Annotated in this window: 18 protein-coding genes and 1 pseudogene; 13 read left to right on the top strand and 6 right to left on the bottom strand. The window is 68.7% G+C overall.

All coding sequences use genetic code 11. The annotated features are described in order from the left end of the window. Positions 1-162 precede the first annotated feature (162 nt). Together ACQ86G_RS09115 and ACQ86G_RS09110 are read left to right on the top strand one after the other, a co-directional pair. The gene (locus tag ACQ86G_RS09115; protein WP_431260280.1) at positions 163-1,404 is read left to right on the top strand and encodes a cation:proton antiporter; all 1,242 of its coding nucleotides are present in this window, start codon (positions 163-165) and stop codon (positions 1,402-1,404) included. After that, positions 1,401-2,537 carry a YbdK family carboxylate-amine ligase gene (locus tag ACQ86G_RS09110; RefSeq protein WP_431260279.1) on the top strand — a complete coding sequence of 379 codons (1,137 nt, stop codon included), beginning with the start codon at positions 1,401-1,403 and terminating at the stop codon, positions 2,535-2,537. The genes ACQ86G_RS09115 and ACQ86G_RS09110 overlap by 4 nt, the downstream gene beginning before the upstream one ends. 90 nt (positions 2,538-2,627) lie before the next feature. Here ACQ86G_RS09110 and ACQ86G_RS09105 read toward each other — a convergent pair whose 3' ends face one another. Next, positions 2,628-3,809: an ATP-binding protein gene (locus tag ACQ86G_RS09105; RefSeq protein WP_431260278.1), complete on the bottom strand. Its 1,182-nt coding sequence runs from the start codon at positions 3,807-3,809 to the stop codon at positions 2,628-2,630. A gap of 303 nt (positions 3,810-4,112) precedes the next feature. After that, positions 4,113-4,805 carry an N-acetylmuramate alpha-1-phosphate uridylyltransferase MurU gene (murU, locus tag ACQ86G_RS09100; RefSeq protein ID WP_431260277.1) on the bottom strand — a complete coding sequence of 231 codons (693 nt, stop codon included), beginning with the start codon at positions 4,803-4,805 and terminating at the stop codon, positions 4,113-4,115. Positions 4,806-5,018: 213 nt separating this feature from the next. Between murU and tkt the strand changes: the two genes are divergently transcribed. From tkt to ACQ86G_RS09075, 5 genes are all read left to right on the top strand, one after another. Further along, a complete protein-coding gene (tkt, locus tag ACQ86G_RS09095; protein ID WP_431260276.1) occupies positions 5,019-7,082 on the top strand; it encodes a transketolase in 2,064 nt (687 codons plus the stop codon). Between the two features lie 249 nt (positions 7,083-7,331). Next, entirely contained in the window at positions 7,332-8,342 is a 1,011-nt protein-coding gene (locus ACQ86G_RS09090; protein ID WP_431260275.1) for a hypothetical protein, read from the top strand. Positions 8,343-8,477: 135 nt separating this feature from the next. Continuing rightward, positions 8,478-9,527, top strand: coding sequence for a hypothetical protein (locus tag ACQ86G_RS09085; RefSeq protein WP_431260274.1), 1,050 nt, complete (start codon positions 8,478-8,480; stop codon positions 9,525-9,527). Between the two features lie 279 nt (positions 9,528-9,806). Then, positions 9,807-10,805, top strand: a complete 999-nt coding sequence (gap, locus tag ACQ86G_RS09080; protein WP_067281231.1) for a type I glyceraldehyde-3-phosphate dehydrogenase — start codon at positions 9,807-9,809, stop codon at positions 10,803-10,805. Positions 10,806-11,078: 273 nt separating this feature from the next. Further along, positions 11,079-12,863 (top strand): S8 family peptidase, encoded by a 1,785-nt coding sequence (locus tag ACQ86G_RS09075; RefSeq protein WP_431260273.1) that lies wholly within the window; start codon positions 11,079-11,081, stop codon positions 12,861-12,863. A 154-nt stretch (positions 12,864-13,017) separates the two neighbouring features. On the opposite strand, the gene ACQ86G_RS09070 is transcribed toward ACQ86G_RS09075, so the two are convergent. The 3 genes from ACQ86G_RS09070 to ACQ86G_RS09060 form a co-directional block, all read right to left on the bottom strand. Then, the gene (locus ACQ86G_RS09070; protein ID WP_431260272.1) at positions 13,018-13,710 is read right to left on the bottom strand and encodes a hypothetical protein; all 693 of its coding nucleotides are present in this window, start codon (positions 13,708-13,710) and stop codon (positions 13,018-13,020) included. A gap of 6 nt (positions 13,711-13,716) precedes the next feature. Continuing rightward, the gene (locus ACQ86G_RS09065; RefSeq protein WP_431260271.1) at positions 13,717-14,568 is read right to left on the bottom strand and encodes a biotin--[acetyl-CoA-carboxylase] ligase; all 852 of its coding nucleotides are present in this window, start codon (positions 14,566-14,568) and stop codon (positions 13,717-13,719) included. A 189-nt stretch (positions 14,569-14,757) separates the two neighbouring features. Continuing rightward, a complete protein-coding gene (locus ACQ86G_RS09060) occupies positions 14,758-15,285 on the bottom strand; it encodes an SET domain-containing protein (RefSeq protein WP_431260270.1) in 528 nt (175 codons plus the stop codon). A 140-nt stretch (positions 15,286-15,425) separates the two neighbouring features. Between ACQ86G_RS09060 and ACQ86G_RS09055 the strand changes: the two genes are divergently transcribed. Then, positions 15,426-18,116, top strand: a complete 2,691-nt coding sequence (locus ACQ86G_RS09055) for a DNA topoisomerase III (RefSeq protein ID WP_431260269.1) — start codon at positions 15,426-15,428, stop codon at positions 18,114-18,116. 120 nt (positions 18,117-18,236) lie between these two features. Here ACQ86G_RS09055 and ACQ86G_RS09050 read toward each other — a convergent pair whose 3' ends face one another. Continuing rightward, the gene (locus ACQ86G_RS09050) at positions 18,237-19,145 is read right to left on the bottom strand and encodes a LysR family transcriptional regulator (RefSeq protein ID WP_431260268.1); all 909 of its coding nucleotides are present in this window, start codon (positions 19,143-19,145) and stop codon (positions 18,237-18,239) included. A 143-nt stretch (positions 19,146-19,288) separates the two neighbouring features. On the opposite strand from ACQ86G_RS09050, the pseudogene ACQ86G_RS09045 reads away from it, so the two are divergent. From ACQ86G_RS09045 to ACQ86G_RS09025, 5 genes and pseudogenes are all read left to right on the top strand, one after another. After that, positions 19,289-19,917, top strand: a pseudogene (locus tag ACQ86G_RS09045) (glutathione S-transferase family protein). Positions 19,918-19,926: 9 nt separating this feature from the next. Continuing rightward, positions 19,927-20,622: a pyridoxamine 5'-phosphate oxidase family protein gene (locus ACQ86G_RS09040; protein ID WP_431260267.1), complete on the top strand. Its 696-nt coding sequence runs from the start codon at positions 19,927-19,929 to the stop codon at positions 20,620-20,622. After that, positions 20,603-20,866 carry a hypothetical protein gene (locus ACQ86G_RS09035; RefSeq protein ID WP_431260266.1) on the top strand — a complete coding sequence of 88 codons (264 nt, stop codon included), beginning with the start codon at positions 20,603-20,605 and terminating at the stop codon, positions 20,864-20,866. Before ACQ86G_RS09040 ends, ACQ86G_RS09035 begins: the two co-directional genes overlap by 20 nt. A gap of 165 nt (positions 20,867-21,031) precedes the next feature. Next, positions 21,032-22,861 carry an ATP-binding protein gene (locus ACQ86G_RS09030; RefSeq protein ID WP_431260265.1) on the top strand — a complete coding sequence of 610 codons (1,830 nt, stop codon included), beginning with the start codon at positions 21,032-21,034 and terminating at the stop codon, positions 22,859-22,861. 57 nt (positions 22,862-22,918) lie between these two features. Beyond that, on the top strand, positions 22,919-23,890 hold the full coding sequence (locus tag ACQ86G_RS09025) for an AEC family transporter (RefSeq protein ID WP_431260264.1): 972 nt from the start codon (positions 22,919-22,921) through the stop codon (positions 23,888-23,890).

Genomic DNA, 23,890 nt, shown 5'->3' with positions numbered 1-23,890 from the left:
GTCGATGACCGGCAATCGGTAAAGCCGACTAGTAAAGGCTGCCAGCGCCTGTCCGTCAACGCCGCCACGGCGACCGGATTGGCCCGATGATCGGGGGCTCCCACGGCCCACCGGAGTCCGGCACTGGCCGCCGTCCACGACTCGAGGAGAACCTTCGTCTTGATGAACGACCTTGCGAACTTCCTGCAGTTCAGCAGTTGGCCGCCCAAACCCGACTGGCTGTTCTGGGCCTCGCTGACCATGGTGGCCGCCGGCGTGCTCGGCGAATTCGTGAACCGCCGCCTCGGCCTGCCCCGCGTCGTCGGCTACAGCATCGTCGGCATGGTGCTGGCGGCGCTGGGTCACGGCATCTTCGCCAATGGCGCGCTGGACGCGCGGCTGCGGCTCGTCGTCGATCTCGCGCTGGCGCTGCTGCTGTTCGAGATGGGCTCGCGCGTGAACCTGCGCTGGCTGCGCAACAACAAGGCGCTGCTCGGCGCCAGCGCGGCGGAGGCGCTCGCGTCCTTCGTCGTCGTCGGCATCGGCCTGATGCTGCTGGGCGTCAGCCCGCTGGTGGCGTTCAGCTGCGCGGTGCTGACTATGGCCTCGAGCGCCGCGGTCGTCGGCCGGGTCGGCGCGGAGCTGCGCGCGGCCGGTCAGGTGAGCGAGCGCATGCTCGCGTTGACCTCGCTGAACACGATCTACGGCGTGCTCGCCCACAAGCTGCTGCTGGGCTGGCTCGCGCTGGACCAGAAGGGCGACTGGCTGGAGGCCGTCGCGCAGCCACTGTATGCCTTCATCGGCTCGATCATCGTGGCCGCGCTGCTGGCACGCCTCACCGCGAACCTGATGCGCCGGCTGGACCTGCGCAACGAGAACTCGGTGCTGATGCTGCTGGGCCTGGTGCTGGTGGCGCTGAGCGTGGCGCGGGTGTTGAACCTGTCGACGCTGCTGGTGCCGCTGCTGGCCGGCATGATCCTGCGCAACACGACCGAACGGCCGTGGGTCTGGCCGCGCCACTTCGGCACGGCGGGCGGGGTGCTGGTGCTGATGCTGTTCGTCGCGGTCGGTTCCGCGTGGACGCTGCAGGCGCTGGCCACGGGGGCGGTACTGGCCCTGGCGCTGCTGCTGCTGCGCCTGGTGGCCAAGGCGCTGGCACTGACCGGCATGGCGCGCCTGAGCGGCATCGACGCCCGCCAGGGCATCGCGCTGGCCGTTTGCCTGAGCCCGGTGTCCGGCACGATGCTGGTGCTCTTCAGCGAGGTGCAGCTGCACCATCCGCAGACGGCCGCGCTGCTCGCGCCCGTCATCCTTTCGACGATCGCCTTGATGGAACTGGTCGGTCCGATCGCCGTCCAATGGGGGCTTCGCCTGGCAGGCGAGCACCAACCTGAAACGCCTGTGAAGGAGGCTGCGAAGCGATGAGCCTCGAACCATTTGCCATTTCGAAGCCCTTGACGATGGGCGTGGAGCTGGAGCTCCAGATCGTCAACCGCCACGATTACGACCTGATGCCGGGGTCCAAGGACCTGCTGCGGGTGATGAAGGGCGAGACCGTGCCGGGCGATGTCACGCCCGAGATCACGGACAGCATGATCGAGCTCTGCACCAACGTCTGCACGAACTACGAGCAGGTGCTGGAGCAGCTGACCACCACGCGCGATGCGCTGGTGCGCAGCGCCGACCGGCTCAACCTGGGCCTGTCCGGCGGCGGCACGCATCCGTACCAGCATTGGAGCAAGCAGCGGATCTTCGACAAGCCGCGCTTCCAGGAGATCTCGTCGCTGTACGGCTACCTGAGCAAGCAGTTCACGGTGTTCGGGCAGCACGTGCACATCGGCTGCGAAGGTCCGGACCATGCGCTGCGGCTGCTGCACGGGCTGTCGCGCTTCATCCCGCATCTGATCGCGCTGTCGGCGTCCTCGCCGTACGTGCAGGGGAATGACACGGGCTTCCATTCGGCGCGCTTGAACTCGGTGTTCGCGTTCCCGCTGTCGGGGCGTGCGCCCTTCGTGCTGACCTGGGACGACTTCCTGGTGTTCTTCGAGAAGATGACCCACACGGGCGTCGTGAAGAGCATGAAGGACTTCTACTGGGACATCCGGCCCAAGCCCGAATTCGGGACGATCGAGGTGCGGGTGCTCGACACGCCGCTGACGATCGAGAAGGCGTCGGCGCTGGCGGCGCTGATCCAGTGCCTGGCGCGGTGGATCTCGCACGACAAGCCGTTCGAGCTGCACGAGGACGACTACCTGCCCTACACGTTCAACCGCTTCCAGGCGTGCCGGTTCGGGCTGGACGGGACCTTCGTCGATCCGAAGAGCGGCGAGCACCGCAGCTTGCGCGAGGACCTGAACGTCACGCTGCACGCGCTGGAGCCGCACGCGGTCGCGCTGAAGGCGGAACCGGCGCTGCGGTATGTCCGCGAGGAGATGCGCTGGCAGGGCAACGACGCGACGTGGGCGCGCGGGGTCGTGGAGAAGGAACAGCTGCTGAATGAGCTGGTGCGGCAGCAGTGCGAGCGCTGGGCGGGAAGGCCGGTGGGGACGGCGAGGTGATTGGCCAAACGGCGGCGCCCTTCACTGAGAGGGACGCCGCGGAGCTGCTACTCGAGGGAGGGAAGCGCGGCAATCTGCCTGCGTGCCGCTTCAGGCAGCTTGGCGCCCCATCAGCGTGACACGCTGCGTCGACTCCGTCAGCAGGCGCCCCTCCTCCAGCGCCTCACGAATGCCGAGCTCCTCCAGGGCATAGACGCCGTGGACGGAGCGCCAGAGAAATCCCTTGTCCTTGAGCGCATCCAGGGCCTGTTGAACGGTCTCGACGTTGATCGGTTCGTCGACATCATTGCCGTCGTCCTGCTCAATCACCAACCGGAAGGTCTCCAAAGTACGGTTCCAGAACGGTACGAACCGCCGGCCCTGTGCGGCCAGCACGCGGAGTACCGCCGACTGAAGCGGGCTGAGCAGTCCGATCAACGCCAGCAGGTTCTGAATGCGCGAATCGGCCCGTGACTCGATGGCCTCGGCAAACACCGCTGCAGCCTCTTCCGGGATCCAGTTGTCTCGCGAAGCAAGTGCGTTCAGGCCGATCTGCATCCATTCAGGCCGGTAACCCGAGCGCTCGAAGAGCGTGGACAACGCTCCCGCCTTCAACGCCGCGGAGGCCGGTGCACGCTTGCAAATCCAGTTCAGGTAGTCGACTCCGAGCGGCGGAAACTCCTTCATCGGAGCGCAGAAAAATGCCTGATCCTTCCATTCCACCAGCATGGCCAGCTTGTCGCGATTCGATCCGGTGGCCACGATCCGAAGGCCGTGGTGCGGCCCCATGTTCAGCTTGTCCCGAGCGGCCTTCAACGCATAGAGCGCGTTGCTTCCCTTGTCCGTCGTGATCGCATGCTGAGCCTCGTCGACGATGAGCACGATCATCCGTTGGCATTCATCTGAGAGCATGGCCAATGCCTTCGCCAACGACACCTGCTTTCCGAGGCCGACCCGATCCATGGTGAAGGCGACCCCACCCATGTTCACTCGCTCCATGCCGGCCGAACGCGCAAAGCGCATGACGACGCTGTCATGCCGCGCGAGTTCTTCGCGGATGGCTTCAATGATGACGTCACCGGGATCCTGGTCGCGCTCCTCCCAGAGGTCAGCGTAGATGACGATAGCGCCGCGGCGCTTCAGCTCGGGGCAGAGGTCCTGCTGCAAGAACGTCGACTTGCCGGTGCGACGACGGGCGCCGAGAAAAAGCCCGGACCGTGCAGGTGCAAGGTCGTCGTCCAGGATGTGGGTCGCCAGCTCTTGGGCCAGCGCGGTGCGATGGAAGATGGGCACGGGTTGCTTCTCCAGATCGATTCAACGAGGCTGAACGAGATCTCAACCGCCGCTCTCATCTGTCGAGCCGCAATCGGAATCACGAGTACGCATGCTCTGCGCATCGACCCGACCGCTCTCTGATTTAAATCAAAGACTTCTGGCGCATCCTTCCTAGGTGGGAGGAGGGTCAGGTATTGCCATCTACTGGCGCACCAACTTGAAGCGGACGCCTTGATCTCAGTCATGTGCTTGCCGTCAACGAAACCGCCCACGATCTCAGGCGAAGGGCCAGGTCTTGTGAGGTCGTCGACAGCCTCGTTGTCAGCCCTGCGCGTTGAGCTCTTCCAGTTGCTCCGGCGCTCCCACATTCGCCCACGGCCCTGTGTAGAGCTCTGCCGTCACCGCCCGCGCGTTGATGGCGCGATCGAGGCTCGCGCGGATGCGCTGATGCTGACCCGGCTGCACGCCGTCGAAGAACGCGCGCTTGTACAGGCCGATGTTGCTGTAGACCTCGAGGTCGCCATCGATCGTGGCGAAGCCTTCCGCGTCGATGCCGAAGTCGCCCGTCGGATGCCGCGGCTGCTTCGGCACGAACCACAGGTGCGCCAGCAGCGGACTCGCCGCGAAGGCCGGGGCCTTCGCCGCGTCGAACGCGAAGTCGGGAATGAAGATGTCCGCCGACACCGCCCAGAACGCGTCGTCGCCGTCCGCGCACAGCAGGTCCAGCGCCGTCGCGATGCCACCGCCCGTCTCCAGCGCACGGCCGTAGCGCTCGCCTTCGTGGCTGTAATGCAGCGTCACGCCGAATCGCGCGCCGTCGCCCAGCGTCGCTTCGAACTGCTCATGCAGCCACGCCGTGTTGATCACGATGTCCCGGATCCCGGCGCGCGCGAAGGCCTCGATGTGCCACTCGATCAGCGGCTTGCCCTGCACCTTCAGCAAGGGCTTGGGCGTGTGGTCGGTCAGCGGCCGCATGCGCTCGCCGCGCCCGGCCGCGAGGATCATGGCTCGCATCGTCAATCCACAAAATATCGAGCGCGAGTGTAGTGTTCTGCCTGACTGCTCGATCTAGTGACCCGCCGCGGACTCGCTTTGGGATGCACCGCTAGGCGCAAACCGGAGCCATAGCCCAGCTATGGCGAGGATTTGAAACAAAGCGGGGCGCCCAAAGCGAGTTCGCGGAGGGTCACTAGAATGCCGGGTTTGCCCCAACTGCCCGAGACCAACATGGCCGAGACCAGCGCTGCCGCCGTCGTCACCCCGAACACCACCCAGATGGCCAACGCCATCCGTGCCCTGGCGATGGACGCCGTCCAGCAGGCCAACTCCGGCCACCCGGGCGCCCCCATGGGCATGGCCGAAATCGGCGTCGCGCTGTGGAAGCGCCACCTGCGCCACAACCCGGCCAACCCGCAGTGGGCCGACCGCGACCGCTTCGTGCTGTCCAACGGCCACGGCTCCATGCTGATCTACGCCCTGCTGCACCTGACCGGCTACGACCTGCCGATCTCCGAGCTCAAGGCCTTCCGCCAGATGCACTCCAAGACCCCGGGCCACCCGGAAGTCGGCATCACCCCCGGCGTCGAGACCACCACCGGCCCGCTCGGCCAGGGCATCTCCAACGCCGTCGGCTTCGCGCTGGCTGAAAAGCAGCTCGCCAAGGAATTCAACCGCGACGGCCACGCCATCGTCGACCACCACACCTACGTCTTCCTGGGCGACGGCTGCCTGATGGAAGGCGTCAGCCATGAAGCCTGCTCGCTGGCCGGCTCGTGGAAGCTGAACAAGCTGATCGCGATCTACGACGACAACGGCATCTCCATCGACGGCCAGGTCGGCCCCTGGTTCGGCGACGACACCGCCAAGCGCTTCGCCGCCTACGGCTGGAACGTCGTCGGCCCGGTCGACGGTCATGACGTCGACGCCGTCGACGCCGCCATCGCGCTGGCCAAGACCAGCAAGGACAAGCCGTCGCTGATCATCGCGAAGACCCACATCGGCAAGGGCAGCCCGAACCGCGCCAACACCTCCAAGGCCCACGGCGAACCGCTCGGCGCCGAGGAAATCAAGCTGACCCGCGAAGCGCTGGGCTGGTCGCACGAGCCCTTCGTGCTGCCCGCCGAGGTCTACGCCGACTGGGATGCAAAGGACGCCGGCACCGGCTTCGAGAAGGCCTGGGACGACAAGTTCGACGCCTACGCCACGCAGTTCCCGGAACTGGCCGCCGAGTTCTCCCGCCGCATCGCCGGCGTGCTGCCGCCCAACTTCGCCGACGTCGCCGCGCAGGCCGTCATCGGCGCGCATGAGAAGGCCGAGACCGTCGCCTCCCGCAAGGCCAGCCAGATCGCGCTGGAAGCCTTCACCGCCGCGATGCCCGAGCTGCTGGGCGGCTCGGCCGACCTGACCGGCTCCAACCTGACCAACACCAAGAGCACGCCCGCCTTCCGCCTGGAAGAGGACGGCAGCTCCAACGGCGGCCGCCACATCAACTACGGCGTGCGTGAGTTCGGCATGGCCGCGATCATGAACGGCGTCGCGCTGCACGGCGGCTTCATCCCCTACGGCGGCACCTTCCTGACCTTCAGCGACTACAGCCGCAACGCCATCCGCATGGCCGCGCTGATGAAGCAGCGCGTGATCCACGTGTTCACGCACGACTCCATCGGCCTGGGCGAAGACGGCCCGACCCACCAGTCCGTCGAGCACGTCTCGAGCCTGAGACTGATCCCCGGCCTGGACGTCTGGCGTCCCGCCGACACCGCTGAAACGGCCGTCGCTTGGACGCTGGCCCTGGCCAACAGCCAGCGCCCCAGCGTGCTCGCGCTGAGCCGCCAGAACCTGCCCTACCTGAAGAAGTCGGGCGAGGCCGTCGACGCCATCACCACCGGCGGCTACGTGCTGAGCGAGCCGGCCGACGTCGGCCTGAAGAAGAAGGCGCAAGCCGTGCTGATCGCCACCGGCTCGGAAGTGCAACTGGCCATCGCGGCCCAGCAGCAGCTGGCCGTGGCCGGCATCCCGGTGCGCGTCGTCTCGATGCCCTGCACGAGCCTGTTCGACCGCCAGGACGCCAAGTACAAGAAGGGCGTGCTGCCGGAAGGCCTGCCGCGCGTCGCCATCGAGGCCGGCGTCACCGACCTGTGGTGGAAGTACGGCGTCTCGGCCGTCGTCGGCCTGGACAGCTACGGCGAATCGGCCCCGGCCAACGTGCTGTTCAAGCACTTCGGCTTCACGCCGGAGAACGTCGTCGACACCGTCAAGGTGGTGCTGGGCAAGGCGCGTCTGAAGGGCTGAGCGACGTTTCACACGTGTCTCGCGCTGGGCTTTTCCAGCACGACAGCAAGAGGTGCCTCGCGCACCTCTTTTCACGTCCGGACTTCCGCGCTCGATGCCGCCGATGTCGACGACAAACGCAGCGCTTGCCTGCGTTCCCCCTCCGAAGGGGGTCTCGATTCGAGAGCTCCCCCGCATAGACTGCGCGACGCCCGCCGGCGTGCTCAGCCGCGTTCGGGTCAGGGACAAGACTCGAATCCAGGGAGCACGATGACACGGCATCTCTTCGCGCGCGCCTCCGGTGCGCTTCTTTCGTGGGCGATCGCCGGCGGCGCGATGGCCGCGGCCGGCGCCACGGATGTCAGTCCGCCGTCGCCGGCCCGATCGCTCAGTTGCCTGCAGCGGCCGGAAGAGCCGCCGAAGTTCCCCGAGCGCGGGAACTACGATCGCACCAGCGGCTTCGCCCGCGTCAAGCTCAGGTTCGTCGCGCCGGACCGGCCGCCCGAGGTCCAGCTGCTGACCAACTCGCTGCGCGAGGACATGCTCGACGTCGTCACGCGCCATGTCGATCGCTACCGCCTGCCCTGTCTTCAGCCGACCGACGGCACCGTCAGCGCGGTGCAGGAGTTCGAGTTTTCCAACACCCAGAAGGCACCGCTGCCGCTGGGGCCCGACGACACCACGCCGCGCGGACGACTGGACCTCTGCTACACGCGTCCGAAGCAGGACATGATCTTCAACGTGATGAACGCCGGTCGCGAGGTCAACAACATCGTCATCACGATGACCTTCGCCGGCGACGGCGAGCAGCCGCCGGAGGTCAAGGTCCTGCATGCGGAGGCCGTGCCGTTTGCCGTCGACACGGTCGTCGAGTGGGCGCGCCTGTCCCGCATGTCGTGCCGCAAGGCGGGCGAGCCGCCCGTCGTGCTCCAGCAGATGTTCAGGCTGTATCCGCCCGGGCGGGCGCGCAAGGTCCTCAAGGTCGAACAACTGGACCTCGTCGACTTCCTCGCCATGACCGAGAACCCCCATGCCGAGGACGTCCGCTTCGACTTCGACACGATGGCCTGCCCGTTCAACGTGAACTACACGATGTATGGCCCCTCCCTGCCCAACGAGGTCACCGATGGCGAGAAGAAGCCGGACCGCGCGATCTTCATCGACTGGCTGGCCCGGCAGCACCTGAAATTCTCGTCGCCGAAGCAGGCCCGCGCCCTCTTCGGCGAGGACCTCCAGATCCGCGTGCCTTGCGGCCGGCTGGACCTCCGGGCCAAGACCTGACCCCTCGGGTCGCCGGGGTGGCGACGCCTTCGGCCCTCACCCCATCTTCACGGCAAGCCCCCTAGACTGCGCCCGCCCTCCGACGGCCAGTGGCCGGCGTGCGGAGCGGACGACAAGACCAACAGGAGGAACACGATGACACGGCATCCCTTCGCCGCCGCCCTGGGCGCGCTCGGCCTGCTGGCCGCCTTGCTGGCGGGCGCGCCCGCCCGCGCCCAGCAGAACGACATCAGCGTCGCGCCCGCCGACCCCGCCACCAGCCCGCTGCGCTGCCTGCAGGCCCCGGCCGCGCTGGCGTACCCCGCGGAGCCGCACCGGCTGAACCTCGGCGGCACCGTGCGCGTCGCCCTCGCCTTCACCGCGCCCGACCAGGCGCCACAGGTCGAGGTCCTCGCCCGGTTCGGCGACGAGCGCCTCCTCAACGCCGTGCGGGCCCATGTCGCCACCTACCGGCTCCCCTGCCAGGCCGCCGGACAGCCGACGGTCCGCGCGGTCCAGACCTTCCTGTTCCGCCCGCAGGACGCCGTGCCGGTCCACTGGTCCCATCCGGTCGAGGAAGAGGATCCCGTCCGCCTGCGCGCCATGCGCGAGTGCCTGCGCACGCCCGCCGAGCGACTCGAGGTCGGCGCCTCGAAGTTCGATCGCAGGACCATCAGCAATGTGCTCACGCGCATGACCTTCACCGCGCCGGACCAGCCGCCGCAGGTCGAGGTGCTGTACAGCTCCGCCGGTGGCAACACGCAGGACGCCTTCCTCGATCGCGTCCGCGAGTACCGCCTGCCCTGCCTGGCGCCGGACGACCGGCCGGTCAGCTTCCTCCAGCAGATGGTCTACCGCCGCAACGACGCGGGCCGCTCGGTCTTCAAGGACCAGGTCACGCTCGGCGAGTTCCTGTCCAACATCAAGGACATCCGCCGGCAGCAGGTCGAGTTCGACTTCAACACCATGCATTGCCCGTTCACCGTCGCCTGGACGCTGGGCAAGCCCGCCGTGGCCAACCGCGTCGGCGAGATCGGCGAGCGCGACCGCAACCGCGCGGAGTTCCTGAGCTGGCTGGCCGGGCTGCAGATGGACCTCACGCCCGAACGCTTCGAGCGCCTCCTCGGCCGCATGGTGAAGATCGACGTCGCCTGCGGCACCTTGCGGCTGCAGCCCGCCGCCACCGCGAGCACCGCAGCGCCCTGACGGGCCCTGGCGCCTCCCGAAGCGCGCTGGAGCCCCCAGGGCGCCGGCGCCGTAACCGCTGGTCGCCGAGGGATGTAATCCGGTAACCCGTTCGAAACGTCGGGCGTCGACTATCTGTTCAAATCGAAGGTTCCCGGCGACCCGGCCGGCTGCCATCGCACGCTTGTCGTGGCAGCCCCGCTCGGCGCCGGACCGAACACCTCCGCGGCGCGACGTCCACTGGCTGGGCGACGCGCCCATGACGTCATCGATTCATTTCACTCGCAGGAGACTTTCCTCATGACCATCAAGATCGGTATCAACGGGTTCGGTCGCATCGGCCGCATGGTGTTCCGCGCCGCCGTGGCGAACTTCAAGGACATCCAGATCGTCGCCATCAACGACCTGCTCGAGCCCGATTACCTGGCCTACATGCTGAAGTACGACAGCGTCCACGGCCGCTTCGACGGCGACGTGGCGGTCGACGGCAACACGCTGATCGTCAACGGCCAGCGCATCCGCCTGACCCAGGTCAAGGATCCCGCCGAGCTGAAGTGGAACGAGGTCGGCGCCGACATCGTCGTCGAAGCCACCGGCCTGTTCCTGACCAAGGAAACCGGCGAGAAGCATCTGACCGCCGGCGCCAAGAAGGTGATCATGTCGGCCCCGTCCAAGGACGACACCCCGATGTTCGTCTACGGCGTCAACGACAAGACCTACGCCGGCCAGGCCATCATCTCCAACGCCAGCTGCACGACCAACTGCCTGGCCCCGCTGGCCAAGGTGCTGAACGACAAGTGGGGCATCAAGCGCGGCCTGATGACCACCGTGCACGCCACCACCGCCACCCAGAAGACCGTCGACGGCCCGTCCAACAAGGACTGGCGCGGCGGCCGCGGCATCCTCGAGAACATCATCCCGTCGTCGACCGGCGCCGCCAAGGCCGTGGGCGTCGTGATCCCCGAGCTGAACAAGAAGCTGACCGGCATGTCCTTCCGCGTGCCGACCTCCGACGTCTCGGTCGTCGACCTGACCGTCGAGCTCAACAACAACGCCACCTACGCCGAGATCTGCGCCGAGATGAAGGCCCAGAGCGAAGGCGCCCTAAAGGGCGTGCTGGGCTACACCGAGGACAAGGTCGTCGCCACCGACTTCCGCGGCGACCCGCGCACCTCCATCTTCGACGCCGACGCCGGCATCGCGCTGGACGGCACCTTCGTCAAGCTGGTGTCCTGGTACGACAACGAGTGGGGCTACTCGAACAAGGTGCTCGAGATGGTCAAGGTCGTCGCCAAGTAAGGCGAACCCGGCGATCGGGCGGTCTCTCTGCCGCCTTCCCGAAGCCCCGCCCCGGCGGGGCTTTTCGTTTCCGCCGCGGCACGCCGCAGGTGCTGCCTGGCGGCCCGGAATCCGCGCGGATACGATCGGTCACCAATTTCCAGCGTGCCGGCCTCTCCTTGCGTGAGGAATCCCCCTTTGGAGGTGGCGTCTGGCAGCAACTGTGTCGTGGCATTAGCAATTTCTTAGCGACCTCCCCCTAAACTGGTCAGCTCAGTTTTGTGGAGTTTCCGCATGTCCGTGCTGTGTTTGCCGAAGCGTCTGGCCGCTGCCGCCGCCGTACTCGGGTTGTTCGGAATCGGCAGCGCGGGCGCGGCCACCGCCACCGCCCTCAAGCCCGATCAGCAGCCCGACTTCGCGCGGGTGATCGTGCGCTTCAAGCCGCAGGCGGATGCGGTGAAGGCCAGACCGCTCGCCATGCGCGCCACCTCTGCCGAAGCGAAGGACATCGCGCAGGTGCGCGGCACGACCTTGGGCCTGCGTCACGCCGCCACGCTGCAGGCGCGGCGCAGCCTGGACAACCGCACCCACGTCTACACCGCCAACGGCATGAGCTCGGCCGAACTCGCCAAGCGGCTTGCCGCCGACAGCGAGGTCGAGTCGGTCGAGGTCGACCGCTGGTGGAAGCGCTATGCCGTGCCCAATGACGAGTTCTACGCGACCGCCGCCAGCAAAGGCGTCGCCGCGGGCCAGTGGTACCTCAAGGCGCCTGATTCGACGGTGCTCTCGTCGATCAACGCCCCCGCCGCCTGGGACAAGTCCACCGGCACGGGGGTCGTCGTCGCGGTCCTCGATACCGGCGTGCGCATGGATCATCCCGACCTGGCCGGACAGTTCGTCCAGGGTTACGACCTGATCGGCTTCAGCAGCGGGACCACCGCCATCGCGAGCGCCAATGACGGCGACGGCGCCGACAACGACCCGAGCGATCCCGGCGACTGGGTCGACCAGTCCGACATCACCAGCGGCCGGCTCGGCTCCAGCTGCACCGCCGACGACATCGGGACCAGCTCCTGGCACGGCACGCGCGTGGCGGGCCTGATCGCGGCCGTCACCAACAATGGCCAGGGCATGGCCGGCTTGGCCTATGGCGCCAAGGTCCAGCCGGTGCGCGTCCTCGGCAAGTGCGGCGGCTGGGCTTCGGACATCGCCGCCGGCATGCGCTGGGCGGCGGGCGTCGACGTGCCGGGCCTGCCCACGAACGCCACCCCGGCCAAGGTCATCAACATGAGCCTGGGCGGTGACGGGGCCTGCTCCTCGACCTACCAGGACGCGATCACCGCAGCGTACAACAAGGGGACTTCGGTCGTCGTCGCGGCCGGCAACGGCGTCGAGAACGACGATCCGACCAAGGAGGGCGGCATCGCCGTCGGTACGCCGGCGAATTGCGCCAACGTGATCGCGGTGGCCGGTCTGCGGCATGCCGGCACCAAGGTCGGATTCTCCAACCTCGGCCCGCAGGTGACGATCAGCGCGCCCGGCGGCAACTGCGTCAATGACGCGAACGGTCCCTGCCTGTATCCGATGTTGACCACCACAAACAGTGGTGCGACAACTCCGGCAGCCAACAGCAATGCGTTCAACTTCGGTGGTTTCGGCACGAGTTTCTCCACGCCGCTGGTCAGCGCCACGATCGCGCTGATGCTGCAGGTGGATCCGACGCTGACACCGGCGAAGATCAAGGCCGCGTTGCAGTCGTCGGCCCGGGCCTTCCCGCCGGCCGCCGCAGGGGTTGCGCAGTGCGTGGCCGGCAACAGCACGCAGCCGCAGCTCGAATGCAACTGCACGACGAGCACCTGCGGCGCGGGCATGCTGGATGCGAATGCGGCGGTCGTTGCGGTCACGCCGACGACGACGACGCCCACGACTCCGACAACCCCGACCACGCCCACCGACACGTCGTCGGGCGGCGGCGGTGGTGGTGGTGCGATGAGCGGCCTGTGGCTGGCCGCGCTGGGTCTGGCGATCGTGGCGCTGCGCTGGCCGAAGCCACGTCTGGCCAGGATCCGCTCGAAGTAATCGAGCCCAGCACCCGACGAAGTCCCCGGTGGCAAAACCGGGGCAGTACGGAAATCGTGAGGGACGGTGAGGCGTGAGGTTTCAGCGCTTGCCGCTGGGGCCTCATGCCTCGGCGGCCAACGCTCCCAACGGGACAGAGGGTCAGGCCTTGCGGTCAGCGGCCAGCGCCCGAACCCGATCCGTTCGCGGCGCTTGCTGCGGACGATGCGGCAGGCGCCTGCACCGCGCAGTCCTTGCGCTTCTCGCCCCATGGCGGATTGGCCAGCGCATTCAGCTTCCCGGCCTGGGTGCCGTCCAGCCGAGCCAGCCTCAGCGTCGTCTGCTGCAGGGGCTCCTGCAGCCGCATCACGCGCAGGCCCTTGTAGTTGCGCTTGGTCATGCCATCGAGTGCGGCCAACGCGGCCGCTTCGCTGTCGTGCTTGCTGAGCACCAGCGTCGGTTGTTCGTCGGGGAAGCCCTGCAGCGGCTCGAAGGCGATCTTGGCGCCGCGGTAGGTCTCTTCCTTGCGTTCGCGGAAGTCCTTGCTGGGCATCTTGATCGTGGCCAGCGCCCACACGCCGCCGCTGTTGATGGCCGTGGTCTCGATCGAGGACGCGGGAATCCCGGCCCCTGACAGCGCCGCGTTCGCGCGCTTGAGCAGCTCATCGCCGATCAGCGGGCCCAGTTCCAGGCACGACCGCGCCGTGAGCTGCGTGACGGCCGTCTGGTTGAGCAGCGACAGCCGCTCCGGGTTGATCTGCTGGTCCAGGCGCGGCGCGGCGGGTGCCATGCCGGCGACCCATCCCTTGTTCCACGCGAACACCAGCACGTTGACGACGAAGAGCAGGACGACCGCGGCACGCAGCATCGTGGCTTACCCCTGTCCGGCGGAGGCGCCGCCGAGCCGCACGCTGACTTCGCCGCCACTGACGGTCTGGCGGCCCTGCGGGGTGTCGATCAGCAGTTCGCCGCGGTCGTTGACACCCGCGCCCGTCCCTTCCAGCAGCCCGGCGGTGATCGCCTTGCCCTGCAGCAGGTCGCGGCGCGCGAAGCGCTCGCGCCAGGCACCGAAGCCGCTCTGCGGGAATGCCGCCAGCGCCTTCACCAGCACCGGCGCCAGCCGCGCCAGCGCCTCCGGCGGCGTGACGTCGGGGATCAGTTCCTGCAGGCAGGCGAAGCCGGTGTTGAGCTGCGACTCCGCGACCTTCGCGCGGTCCGACACGTTGAGGCCCACGCCGACCACAGCCATGCGGGAACTGCCGGCGGGCACCGTCTCGATCAGGATGCCGCCGAGCTTGCGTTCGTCGAGCCACAGGTCGTTGGGCCACTTCAGGCCCAGGCGGCTGCCATCGGGGTCGAGCGCCTCGGCGATCGCCGCGCCGACGACCAGCGACAGCCCGGACCAGTCCGCGACCTCCACCGGCATCGACAGCGAGAAGGTCAGCGACGCGCCGGCCGTGCTGTGCCAGGCGCGGCCCTGCCGGCCGCGGCCGTGGGTCTGGTGCTCGGCGATCAGCAGGCAGGGGTGCAGGTCGTGCTGGCGGCGCCCGTACGGACGATCGCCTGCACGACCGGCGGCCACGGTGCCCTCGTCGCGGCGCACGCGCTCGATCAGCGTGGCGTTGGTCGATTCGACCCGCGCCAGCACCTCGATGCTGAGCCCCGGCAGCAACGGCTCCAGGTCTTGCCACAGGGCCTCTGCGCCCCAGTTCTGATGTTCTTGCATCGCCGCGAATGTGATCTTGCGATCCCGTCTTGGTCTTCCCGGGCCGAGCAGCCCGGTGGTCGTGAATGGTCGGAGTCTAGAGGGAGATGGTCCCCGCCCGGGCGCCCGCACCGTGAATCGGTGGCTGTAGGACCTGACAGGGTCCTGCGGCGACCGCCAATGCCCCTGCGGCGCGCGGGGACCCGCCGCTCAGCGTTTCCTGTCCTTGGGCGCCAGCATCGTGCCCCGGCAGCCCGGCGTGCCGCACCGGCATTCGAACCGCTTCTTCAGCTTGGGCGTATAGCGCTCATCGATCACCAGACCATAGTCGTAGAACAGCTCCTCGCCAGGGGAAATGTCCGTCAGCGCATGGATGAACACCCGGCCGTCCGCCTCGCGGGCCTCGCAGTTGGGGCTGCAGGCGTGGTTGATCCAGCGTGCCTGGTTGCCGTCCACCGCGGCGTCGATGACCCCGCCGGTCTCAAGGTGAAAGTAGAAGGTATGGTCCGGCTGCGACGGATCGTGCGGATGACGTTCCAGTGCCTCGTCCCAGTCGATGCGCTCGCCCTTGTATTCGATCAGCCTCTCGCCGGCCTGCAGCGGCACCAGCGCGTACACGCCGCGGCCGTGCACGCCGGACGCCCGGACCTGGATCCGGGCGCCGCGCTTCGTGGCGGGCGGTGCGACGGCGGCGTCGGTGGGGGCGGGAACACTCGGAGCGGGGCGCGGTTGCGGCATGGAGCGAGTCCGGTACATTGAATTCATGGGTGCGCGCGCGTGTACACACGTACGTAGGCGCGTGAGCGCGCGAGGCCGGATTGTAGGCAGACGTTCATGAACATCTTGGACGCCTGAACGAAGAGGAAAGAAGCAAGCGCATGAGCAAGGCATTGGTGATCGCGGAAAAGCCGTCGGTGGCCCAGGACATCGTCAAGGCGCTGACCGCGCTGTCGGGCAAGTTCGAGAAGCACGACGAGTATTTCGAGAACGACGACTACGTCGTCAGCTCCGCCGTGGGCCACCTGGTGGAGATCAAGGCGCCGGAGGAGTTCGACGTCAAGCGCGGCAAGTGGAGCTTCGCCCACCTGCCGGTGATCCCGCCCCATTTCGATCTGAACCCGATCGACAAGAGCAAGGGCCGGCTCAACGCGCTGGTCAAGCTGATCAAGCGCAAGGACGTGACCTCGCTGATCAACGCCTGTGACGCGGGGCGCGAAGGGGAGCTGATCTTCCGCCTGATCGTCCAGTACGCCGGCACGGCCAAGGCGCAGGTGGCCAAGCCGGTGAGCCGGCTGTGGCTGCAGTCGATGACGCCGCAGGCGATCCGCGACGGCTTCGAGCGCCTGCGCACCGACCAGCAGATGCTGCCGCTGGCCGACGCGGCGCGTTGCCGCTCGGAAGCCGACTGGCTGGTGGGCATCAACGGCACGCGGGCGATGACCGCGTTCAACTCGCGCGACGGCGGATTCTTCCTGACCACCGTGGGCCGCGTGCAGACGCCGACACTGTCCATCGTGGTCGAGCGCGAGGAGAAGATCCGCAAGCACGTCTACCGCGACTACTGGGAGATCCGCGGCAACTTCGACGCCGAGGCCGGCCAGTACGAGGGCAAGTGGTTCGACACCGCGTTCAAGAAGAACGCCGACGATCCCGAACAGCGCGCCGACCGCGTGTGGACGCAGGCCGAGGCCGACGCCATCGCCGCCGCCGCGCTGGGCCAGCCCGCCACGGTGACCGAGGAATCCAAGCCCAGCACGACGGCCAGTCCCGGCCTGTACGACCTGACGACGCTGCAGCGCGAGGCCAACTCGCGCTTCGGCTTCTCGGCCAAGACGACGCTGGGCCTGGCGCAGGCGCTGTACGAGAAGCACAAGGTGCTGACCTACCCGCGGACCGACTCGCGCTACCTGCCCGAGGACTACCTGATCGTCGCCCAGGACACCGCGCGCATGATCGCCAGCGCGAACATGCCCGGCCCGTTGCAGCCGCTGGCGCAGCACGCGCGCACCGCCCTGGACAAGGGCTACATCAAGCCGACGAAGAAGGTCTTCGACAACGCCAAGGTGTCGGATCACTTCGCGATCATCCCGACGCTGCAGGCGCCCAGCAGCCTGACCGAGGCCGAAGCCAAGCTCTACGACATGGTCGTCAAGCGCTTCCTGGCGGTGTTCTTCCCGCCGGCCGAGTTCCAGGTCACGACGCGCATCTCGACGGTGAAGACCGCGGAGAAGTCGTATGCCTTCCAGACCAACGGCAAGGTGCTGGTGAAGCCGGGCTGGCAGGCCGTCTACGGCAAGGAAGCCACCGACGAGAACGCCGAGCCGGGCACCAGCGGCGCGATGCTGGTGCCGGTGAAGGCCGGCGAGGTCGTGCGCACCGAAAGCACCGACGTGAAGGCGCTGGTGACCAAGCCGCCGGCGCGCTACACGGAAGCGACGCTGCTGTCGGCGATGGAAGGCGCGGGCAAGCTGGTCGACGACGACGAGCTGCGCGAGGCCATGGCCGAGAAGGGCCTGGGCACGCCGGCCACGCGCGCCGCGATCATCGAAGGCCTGCTGGCCGAGAAGTACATGCTGCGCGAAGGCCGGGAGATGATCCCGACCGCCAAGGCCTTCCAGCTGATGACGCTGCTGCGCGGCCTGGGCGTCGACGAGCTGTCCAAGCCCGAGCTGACCGGCAACTGGGAGTTCCAGCTGTCCGAGATGGAGAAGGGCCGCCTCAAGCGCGAGGACTTCATGGCCGAGATCGCCGCAATGACCGAGAAGGTCGTGCGCAAGGCCAAGGAGTACGACCGCGACACCATCCCCGGCGACTACGCGACGCTGAAGACGCCGTGCCCGAAGTGCGGCGGCGTGGTCAAGGAGAACTACCGCCGCTTCACCTGCACCGGCAAGAGCGGCAATGCCGAAGGCTGCGGCTTCTCCATCCCCAAGATCCCGGGCGGCCGCAGCTTCGAGCTGGCCGAGGTGGAGACCTTCCTGCGCGACAAGAAGGTCGGCCCGCTGGAGGGCTTCCGCTCCAAGGCCGGCTGGCCCTTCACGGCCGAGCTGGCGCTGGTCTTCGACGCCGAGATCGACAACTGGAAGCTGGAGTTCGACTTCGGCGAGGACGCCAAGAAGGCCGAGGAGAACGGCGAGCCGGTGGACTTCAGCGGCCACACCGCGCTGGGCCACTGCCCGAAGTGCAACGGCCGCGTCTTCGACTTCGGCAGCAACTACGTGTGCGAGCACGCGGTCGGCGACAAGATCACCTGCGACTTCAAGAGCGGCAAGATCATCCTGCAGCAGCCCATCGAGGCCGAGCAGATGACCAAGCTGCTGGCGACCGGCAAGACGGACCTGCTGGAGAACTTCGTCTCCAACAAGACGCGCCGCAAGTTCAAGGCCTTCCTCGCCTACGACAAGAAGGAGGGCAAGGTGATGTTCGAGTTCGAGCCGCGCGCCGCCAAGCCGGGCGCGAAGACGGCCGGGAAGCCGGCCGCCAAGGCTCCCGCGAAGACAGCGGCCAAGACCGCCGCAAAACCGGCGGCCAAGAAGGTCGCCGCGAAGAAGGCGACGGCCAAGGGCTGAGCGCCTTTCCGGCCTGTCCTCGAGGCGCCCTGCGGGGCGCCTTTTTCATGGCGACCGCACCGGGTGATCGCGCCGGGTGATCGCACCGGGTGATCGCACCAGGGACCGTCCCTGACGGCGTCAGCGCAGGAAGCCGTCCCCGCCCAGCGCGGGCTGCGCCCGCAGCCCCGCGGCCATGTGGTCGATCAGCAGCCGCAGCGGCGCGGGGACGCGCCGTCCCGCGGCATGCACGAGATGGACCGGCGCGGCGGGCCGTTCGTGGTCCGCCAGCACGATGCGCAGCCGGCCGTCGCGCAGCTCGTCCACGACCTGGTAGATCTGGCAGCGCACCAGTCCCACCCCGGCCACCGCCGCGGCGATGCCCGCGGCGTTGTCGTTGACCATCAGCGTCGGCGTCAGCGCCAGCACGCCGTCGCGCAGGCGCCAGGGCGTCATGTTCTGGCCGTCGAAGTAGCTGGCCACGATGCGATGGTCGGCGAGTTCCCGCGGCGTGCGGGGCTCGCCGGCGCGCGCCAGGTAGTCCGGGGACGCCACGATCACCCGCCGCATCGCGCCCACAGGCACGGCGGTCAGGCCGGAGTCCGGCAGGTGGGCGATCCGCACGGCCAGGTCCTGCGCCTCTTCCAGCAGCGACACGACGCGGTCGACGAGCAGCAATTTCAGCCGGATCCGCGCGTGCGCCTGGAGGAAGCTCGTCGCCAGCGGCGCGACATGCAGGCGTCCGAACATCGACGGCGCCGTCAGCGACAGCAGACCCGTCGGCTCGGTCTGCGCGCCGGCGGCCGCGGCCTCCGACTCGTCGAGGTCGCCCAGGATGCGGCGGCAATCGATGACGAAACGCTCGCCTGCCTCCGTCAGCCGGACCGAGCGCGTGCTGCGCTGGAACAGCTGGACGCCGAGGCGCTGCTCCAGCGACGCGATGGCGCGCGTGGCCGCGGGCGCCGAGCAGCCGAGGCGGCGCGCGGCGGCGGCGAAGCTCTGCGTGTCGGCCACGGCGACGAAGCAGCGCAAGCGCTCGAGCTGGTCCATGGGCTCACGGCGCGCCGGTGGAGAGAGCCGCGCCTCATTATTTCGACAGCTGCAATTCTGAATGATCGCCGACCAAGATTCTCGTCAGCGACTGCAAGAGATACGGTAGAGGCTTCCAACGACCTCCGCCGGAGCCCTCCCCGATGAACGCCCCCGTCCTCCGCCCGCCCGCCCCGTTCCGCCTGCACCGCGTGGCGGCATCCGGCCATTGCCATCGCGTCGAGCTGCTGCTCTCCCTGCTCGACCTGCCGTACACGGTGGTCGACATCAGCCTGCGCGATGGCGATCAGCGGCTGCCCGCCTTCGTCGCGATGAATCCGCTGAGCCAGGTGCCGGTGCTGGAGGACGGCGACCTCGTGCTGCCGGAGAGCAACGCCATCCTGGTCTACCTCGCCACGCGCTACGCCCCCGAGGCCGGCTGGCTGCCGCGCGACGCGATCGAGGCCGCCTGGCAGCAGCGGTGGTTCAGCCTGTCGGTGAGCCTGCTCGGACCGGGCGCGGCGACGCCGCGCTTCCGCGCGCTGACCGGGCTGGAGGTCGATCCCGACTCCCTGACGCTGGGACACCGGCTGTTCGCGATGGTCGAGGAGCAGCTCTCGCGCACGGCCTTCCTCGTCGCCGACCGGCCGACGCTGGCCGACGTGGCCTTCTACGGCTACACGGCCCAGGCCCCCTGGGCGGCGTGTCGCTGAGCGACTATCCGCGACTGCGCGGCTGGCTGGCGCGCATCGAGGCGCTGCCCCGCTTCAAGCCGCTGCCCGACAGGTTCTGAGGCCCGGCCATGGACACGACCTGGCACCCCGGCGAGCAGGCGCTGCAGGAAGCGGTCGGCATCCGCGAGCGCATGGCCGAGATCGGCGCGCAGGTCGTCCGCGACCACATGCCCGACCAGCACCGCGAGCTGTTCGGCAAGCTGCCCACGATGCTGCTCGGCGCGATCGACGCCGCCGGCCAGCCCTGGGCGACGATGCTGGCGGGTCCGCCCGGCTTCGTCACGACGCCGGATGACCGGACGATGGCGCTGGCCCCGGCGCTCGACAGCCAGGATCCCGTGCTCGCCGCCTTGCGGGCGCGGGGGCCGGGCGCGCCGGTGGGGCTGCTCGGCCTCGAGCCGCACTCGCGCCGGCGCAACCGGATGAACGGGCGCCTGGTCTCGCTGTCGGGCGACGGCCTGTCGGTCGGCGTGGTGCAGAGCTTCGGCAACTGCCCGAAGTACATCCAGGCGCGGGAGCCCCTGGCCTGGGACGACACCCCGCCCGAGCTGGCGCAGCCGCTGGGCACGGCGCTCGACGACGGCGCGCTGGCGCTGATCGAGGCGGCGGACACGCTGTTCATCGCCAGCGCCTCGGCGCCGGTGCCCGGCGACGGGCGCTCGGACGGCGTGGACGTCTCGCACCGGGGGGCCGCCGGGCTTCCTCCGGGTCCAGCGCCGGCTGGATGGCGGCATCGCGCTCTGGATGCCGGAGTTCCCCGGTAACCGCTTCTTCATGACGCTGGGCAACCTGCTGCGCCATCCGCGCGCGGGGCTGCTGATCCCGGACTACGCCCGCGGCGAGCTGCTGCACCTGGCCGCCGAGGCCGACGTCACCTGGAACGACGACGTGAAAGGCCTGACCCTGCGCATCACCGGGGGCCTGCGCCGCCGCGGCGCCCTCCCCTGGCGCTGGAGCGAGGCGCGGCTCGCGCCGCAGTTCACCGCCGCCCCGCCGACACCGCGTTAGTCCCCGTCCGGAACCGGTGGGCGCCGGAGGACCTTTCGCGCTCCCCCAAATCGCAACCCGTGAAATCCTGGGGGGTCGGTTCGTGCCTCAAGCCCCGGACGCGCCTCGCATTTGCGCGACACTCGACCGCAAACAATTTTGCGATTCAGGAGAGGGCATGCGGTCATGGGTCGATCGACGCTGAGCATCCAGACGCGGCTGGTCGCCGCGCTGAGCCTCAGCGCGACGGTGCTGGTGGGCTTGATCGGCCTGTACTGGGTCGACCGCCACGAGCACGAACTCAACACGGCGCTGGTCGAGCGCCAGCAGCGCATGGCGCAGCTGGTCGCGCGCGGCTTCGCGGAGCCCGTCTGGAACCTGGACAGCGCCGCGCTGTCGGAACTGCTGGACGCGGTGATGGCGGATCCGGAGGTCCAGTCGATCTCGCTGGCCGCCCCTGGACTGGAAACGCTGCAGCGCACGCGCCAGACGCCGGCCGTGCGTCCCCTGACGCTGGAATTCGAACTCAGCCACCGCGCCGGGACGCAGGGCCCGGCGGGCGCGCTGGGCCGCGCCACGCTGGTGTACACGCGCCACTACATCGACCAGACGCTGGGCGAGACGCGCCGGCTGGTCGCCAGCCTGCTGGCGACGGTGCTGCTGGCGATCGCGCTGACCAGCTACGTGCTGGTGCGGCGGCTGGTGGAACGCCCGGTCTCGCGCCTGCGCGGACTGGCGCAGCGCGTCGCGAGCGGTGAGCTCGGCGCGCACATCGAGCCCGAACACGCCGACGAGATCGGCGACCTGACCGAGCAGCTCAACGCGATGAGCGGCAAGCTGCGCGACTTCGCCGAAGGGCTGCGCAGCAGCGAGCAGCGCTACCGCAGCCTGTTCGAGAACGCCGCCGAAGGCATCTTCCAGGCCGACGGCCACGGGCGGCTGCTGCGCGTGAACAAGGCGCTGGCCCTGATGCTGGGACTGGGCCGTCCCGAGGACGCACAAGGCGCGACCCTGCAGCGCATGGTGCGCATCGAGCGCGACGAATACCGCCGGCTGGCGCGCGCGCTGGAGCGGCACCGCCTGCTGCAGCAGGTGCCGTTGCTGGTGACGACCCGCGAGGGCCGGGACCTGTGGGTGGAACTCAGCCTCCACCTGGTGCTCGACGGCGCGCCGCGCATCGAGGGCCTGGTCAGCGACATCACGCTGCGACGCCAGGCGGAGCAGGAACTGACGCAGCATCGCGACCATCTCGAGGAGCTGGTCACCGAGCGCACCGTCGAGCTGTCCCAGGCCAAGCAGCGCGCGGAGGCCGCGAACCAGGCCAAGAGCCGCTTCCTGGCCACGATGAGCCACGAGTTCCGCACGCCGCTGAACGCGATCCTCGGCTTCGCGCAGCTGCTGCAGATGGACAGCTCGCTCACGCAGGCCCAGCAGCAGCGGATCCGCCTGATGCGCGAATCGGGCGAACACCTGCTGGTGCTGATCACCGACCTGCTGGACGTCGCCAGCATCGAGGCCGGCAAGCTGACGCTGCAGCTGGCCCCGCTCGACCTGCGGGCGCTGCTGGAGATCTGCAGCGAATCGATGCGGCCGCGCGCGGCCGAGAAGGGCCTGACCTTCGCCGTGCAGCTGGACCCGCAACTGCCCTCGCGCGTGCGCGCGGACGGGCAGCGGCTGCGTCAGGTGCTGCTCAACCTGCTCTCCAACGCGGTGAAGTTCACCGACCATGGCCGTGTCGGCCTGGCCGTCGACATCGTCGCGCAGGGCCCCAGCAGCCTGGTGCTGCGCTTCACCGTCTCCGACACCGGCATCGGCATGGCGCCGGAGCAGATGGACCGCCTGTTCCAACCGTTCGAGCAGGTCGCCGACCAGTCGCGCCGCACCGGCGGCACCGGGCTCGGACTCGCGATCAGCCAGCAGCTGGTGCGGCTCATGGGCGGGGAGATCACGGTCGAGACCTCGCCGGACGAAGGCAGCCGGTTCAGTTTCGCGCTGGAACTGCCGCTGGCGTCCTGACCGGCGCTGTGCGCCCGACGCGCAGGGCGCGAAGGCGGAACGGCATACTCCTTCGCCATGACTGCCGTCCTGTTCTACAAGCTGCTGGCGATCTTCATCGCCGCAGGCATGGGCTGGTTCGTCGGGCACATGCGCTGGCTGGGCAAGGCCGGCGGCGAGAACGACCCGGCCCGCATCCTCTCGAACATCGCGTTCTACCTGTTCGTCCCCGCGCTGATGTTCCGCACGACCGCGCGCGTGGAGATCTCGGCACTGCCCTGGCTCACCGTGGCCGCGTTCTTCGCGCCGGTGGTGCTGATGCTGGCCGCCGTCTACCTGTACGAACGCAAGCGCCATCCCGAGAGCCCCGCCGCCCCGGCCGTGCGCAGCATCACCGCCAGCTTCGGCAACACGCTGCAGGTCGGCGTGCCGCTGGTGGCGGGGGTGTTCGGCGAGAGCGGCCTCGCGGTCCACATCACCGTGGTCAGCCTGCATGCGCTGACGCTGCTGACCATCGCCACCGTCCTCGTCGAGATGGACCTGGCCCGCCACACCAGCGGCGGCGCGAGCCTGAAGCGCACCCTCCTCACGACGATGCGCAACACCGTCATCCATCCGGTGGTGCTGCCGGTGCTCTGCGGTTTCGCGTGGCACGCCACCGGGATCCCGCTGCCGGCCGTGCTCGACGAGGTGCTGCAGATGCTCGGCAGCGCGGTGGTGCCGCTGTGCCTGGTGCTGATCGGGATGTCGCTGTCCTACTACGGCCTGCCGCGCGGGGCGATGCGCACGCTGCTCGGCCTGGCCGCGCTCAAGCTGCTGGTGCTGCCCGCGCTGGTGCTGGGCATCGCGCACTGGGGCTTCGGGCTGTCGGGCATGCCGCTCGCCGTGATCGTGATGATGGCCGCGCTGCCGCCGGGATCGAACGCGATGATGTTCGCGCAACGCTACCGGACGCTGGAGGCCGAAGCCTCCGGCGCGATCGTGCTGGGCACGCTGCTGTTCGCGGCCACGGCGCCGATCTGGCTGGCGATCCCGGCGTGGCTGACCTGA

Origin of the sequence: Roseateles chitinivorans, from assembly GCF_050632145.1 — a bacterium.
In the GTDB taxonomy this organism is placed as follows: Bacteria; Pseudomonadota; Gammaproteobacteria; order Burkholderiales; family Burkholderiaceae_C; genus Roseateles; species Roseateles chitinivorans_B.
This window is presented reverse-complemented; position numbering and strand designations above follow the sequence as displayed.

Coding starts and splice junctions, on each gene's coding strand:
- ACQ86G_RS09115 (WP_431260280.1), top strand. CDS start 163: ATGAACGACCTTGCGAACTTCCTGCAGTTCAGCAGTTGGCCGCCCAAA.
- ACQ86G_RS09110 (WP_431260279.1), top strand. CDS start 1,401: ATGAGCCTCGAACCATTTGCCATTTCGAAGCCCTTGACGATGGGCGTG.
- murU (WP_431260277.1), bottom strand. CDS start 4,805: ATGCGAGCCATGATCCTCGCGGCCGGGCGCGGCGAGCGCATGCGGCCG.
- tkt (WP_431260276.1), top strand. CDS start 5,019: ATGGCCGAGACCAGCGCTGCCGCCGTCGTCACCCCGAACACCACCCAG.
- ACQ86G_RS09090 (WP_431260275.1), top strand. CDS start 7,332: ATGACACGGCATCTCTTCGCGCGCGCCTCCGGTGCGCTTCTTTCGTGG.
- ACQ86G_RS09085 (WP_431260274.1), top strand. CDS start 8,478: ATGACACGGCATCCCTTCGCCGCCGCCCTGGGCGCGCTCGGCCTGCTG.
- gap (WP_067281231.1), top strand. CDS start 9,807: ATGACCATCAAGATCGGTATCAACGGGTTCGGTCGCATCGGCCGCATG.
- ACQ86G_RS09075 (WP_431260273.1), top strand. CDS start 11,079: ATGTCCGTGCTGTGTTTGCCGAAGCGTCTGGCCGCTGCCGCCGCCGTA.
- ACQ86G_RS09070 (WP_431260272.1), bottom strand. CDS start 13,710: ATGCTGCGTGCCGCGGTCGTCCTGCTCTTCGTCGTCAACGTGCTGGTG.
- ACQ86G_RS09065 (WP_431260271.1), bottom strand. CDS start 14,568: ATGCAAGAACATCAGAACTGGGGCGCAGAGGCCCTGTGGCAAGACCTG.
- ACQ86G_RS09060 (WP_431260270.1), bottom strand. CDS start 15,285: ATGCCGCAACCGCGCCCCGCTCCGAGTGTTCCCGCCCCCACCGACGCC.
- ACQ86G_RS09055 (WP_431260269.1), top strand. CDS start 15,426: ATGAGCAAGGCATTGGTGATCGCGGAAAAGCCGTCGGTGGCCCAGGAC.
- ACQ86G_RS09050 (WP_431260268.1), bottom strand. CDS start 19,145: ATGGACCAGCTCGAGCGCTTGCGCTGCTTCGTCGCCGTGGCCGACACG.
- ACQ86G_RS09040 (WP_431260267.1), top strand. CDS start 19,927: ATGGACACGACCTGGCACCCCGGCGAGCAGGCGCTGCAGGAAGCGGTC.
- ACQ86G_RS09035 (WP_431260266.1), top strand. CDS start 20,603: ATGCCGGAGTTCCCCGGTAACCGCTTCTTCATGACGCTGGGCAACCTG.
- ACQ86G_RS09030 (WP_431260265.1), top strand. CDS start 21,032: ATGGGTCGATCGACGCTGAGCATCCAGACGCGGCTGGTCGCCGCGCTG.
- ACQ86G_RS09025 (WP_431260264.1), top strand. CDS start 22,919: ATGACTGCCGTCCTGTTCTACAAGCTGCTGGCGATCTTCATCGCCGCA.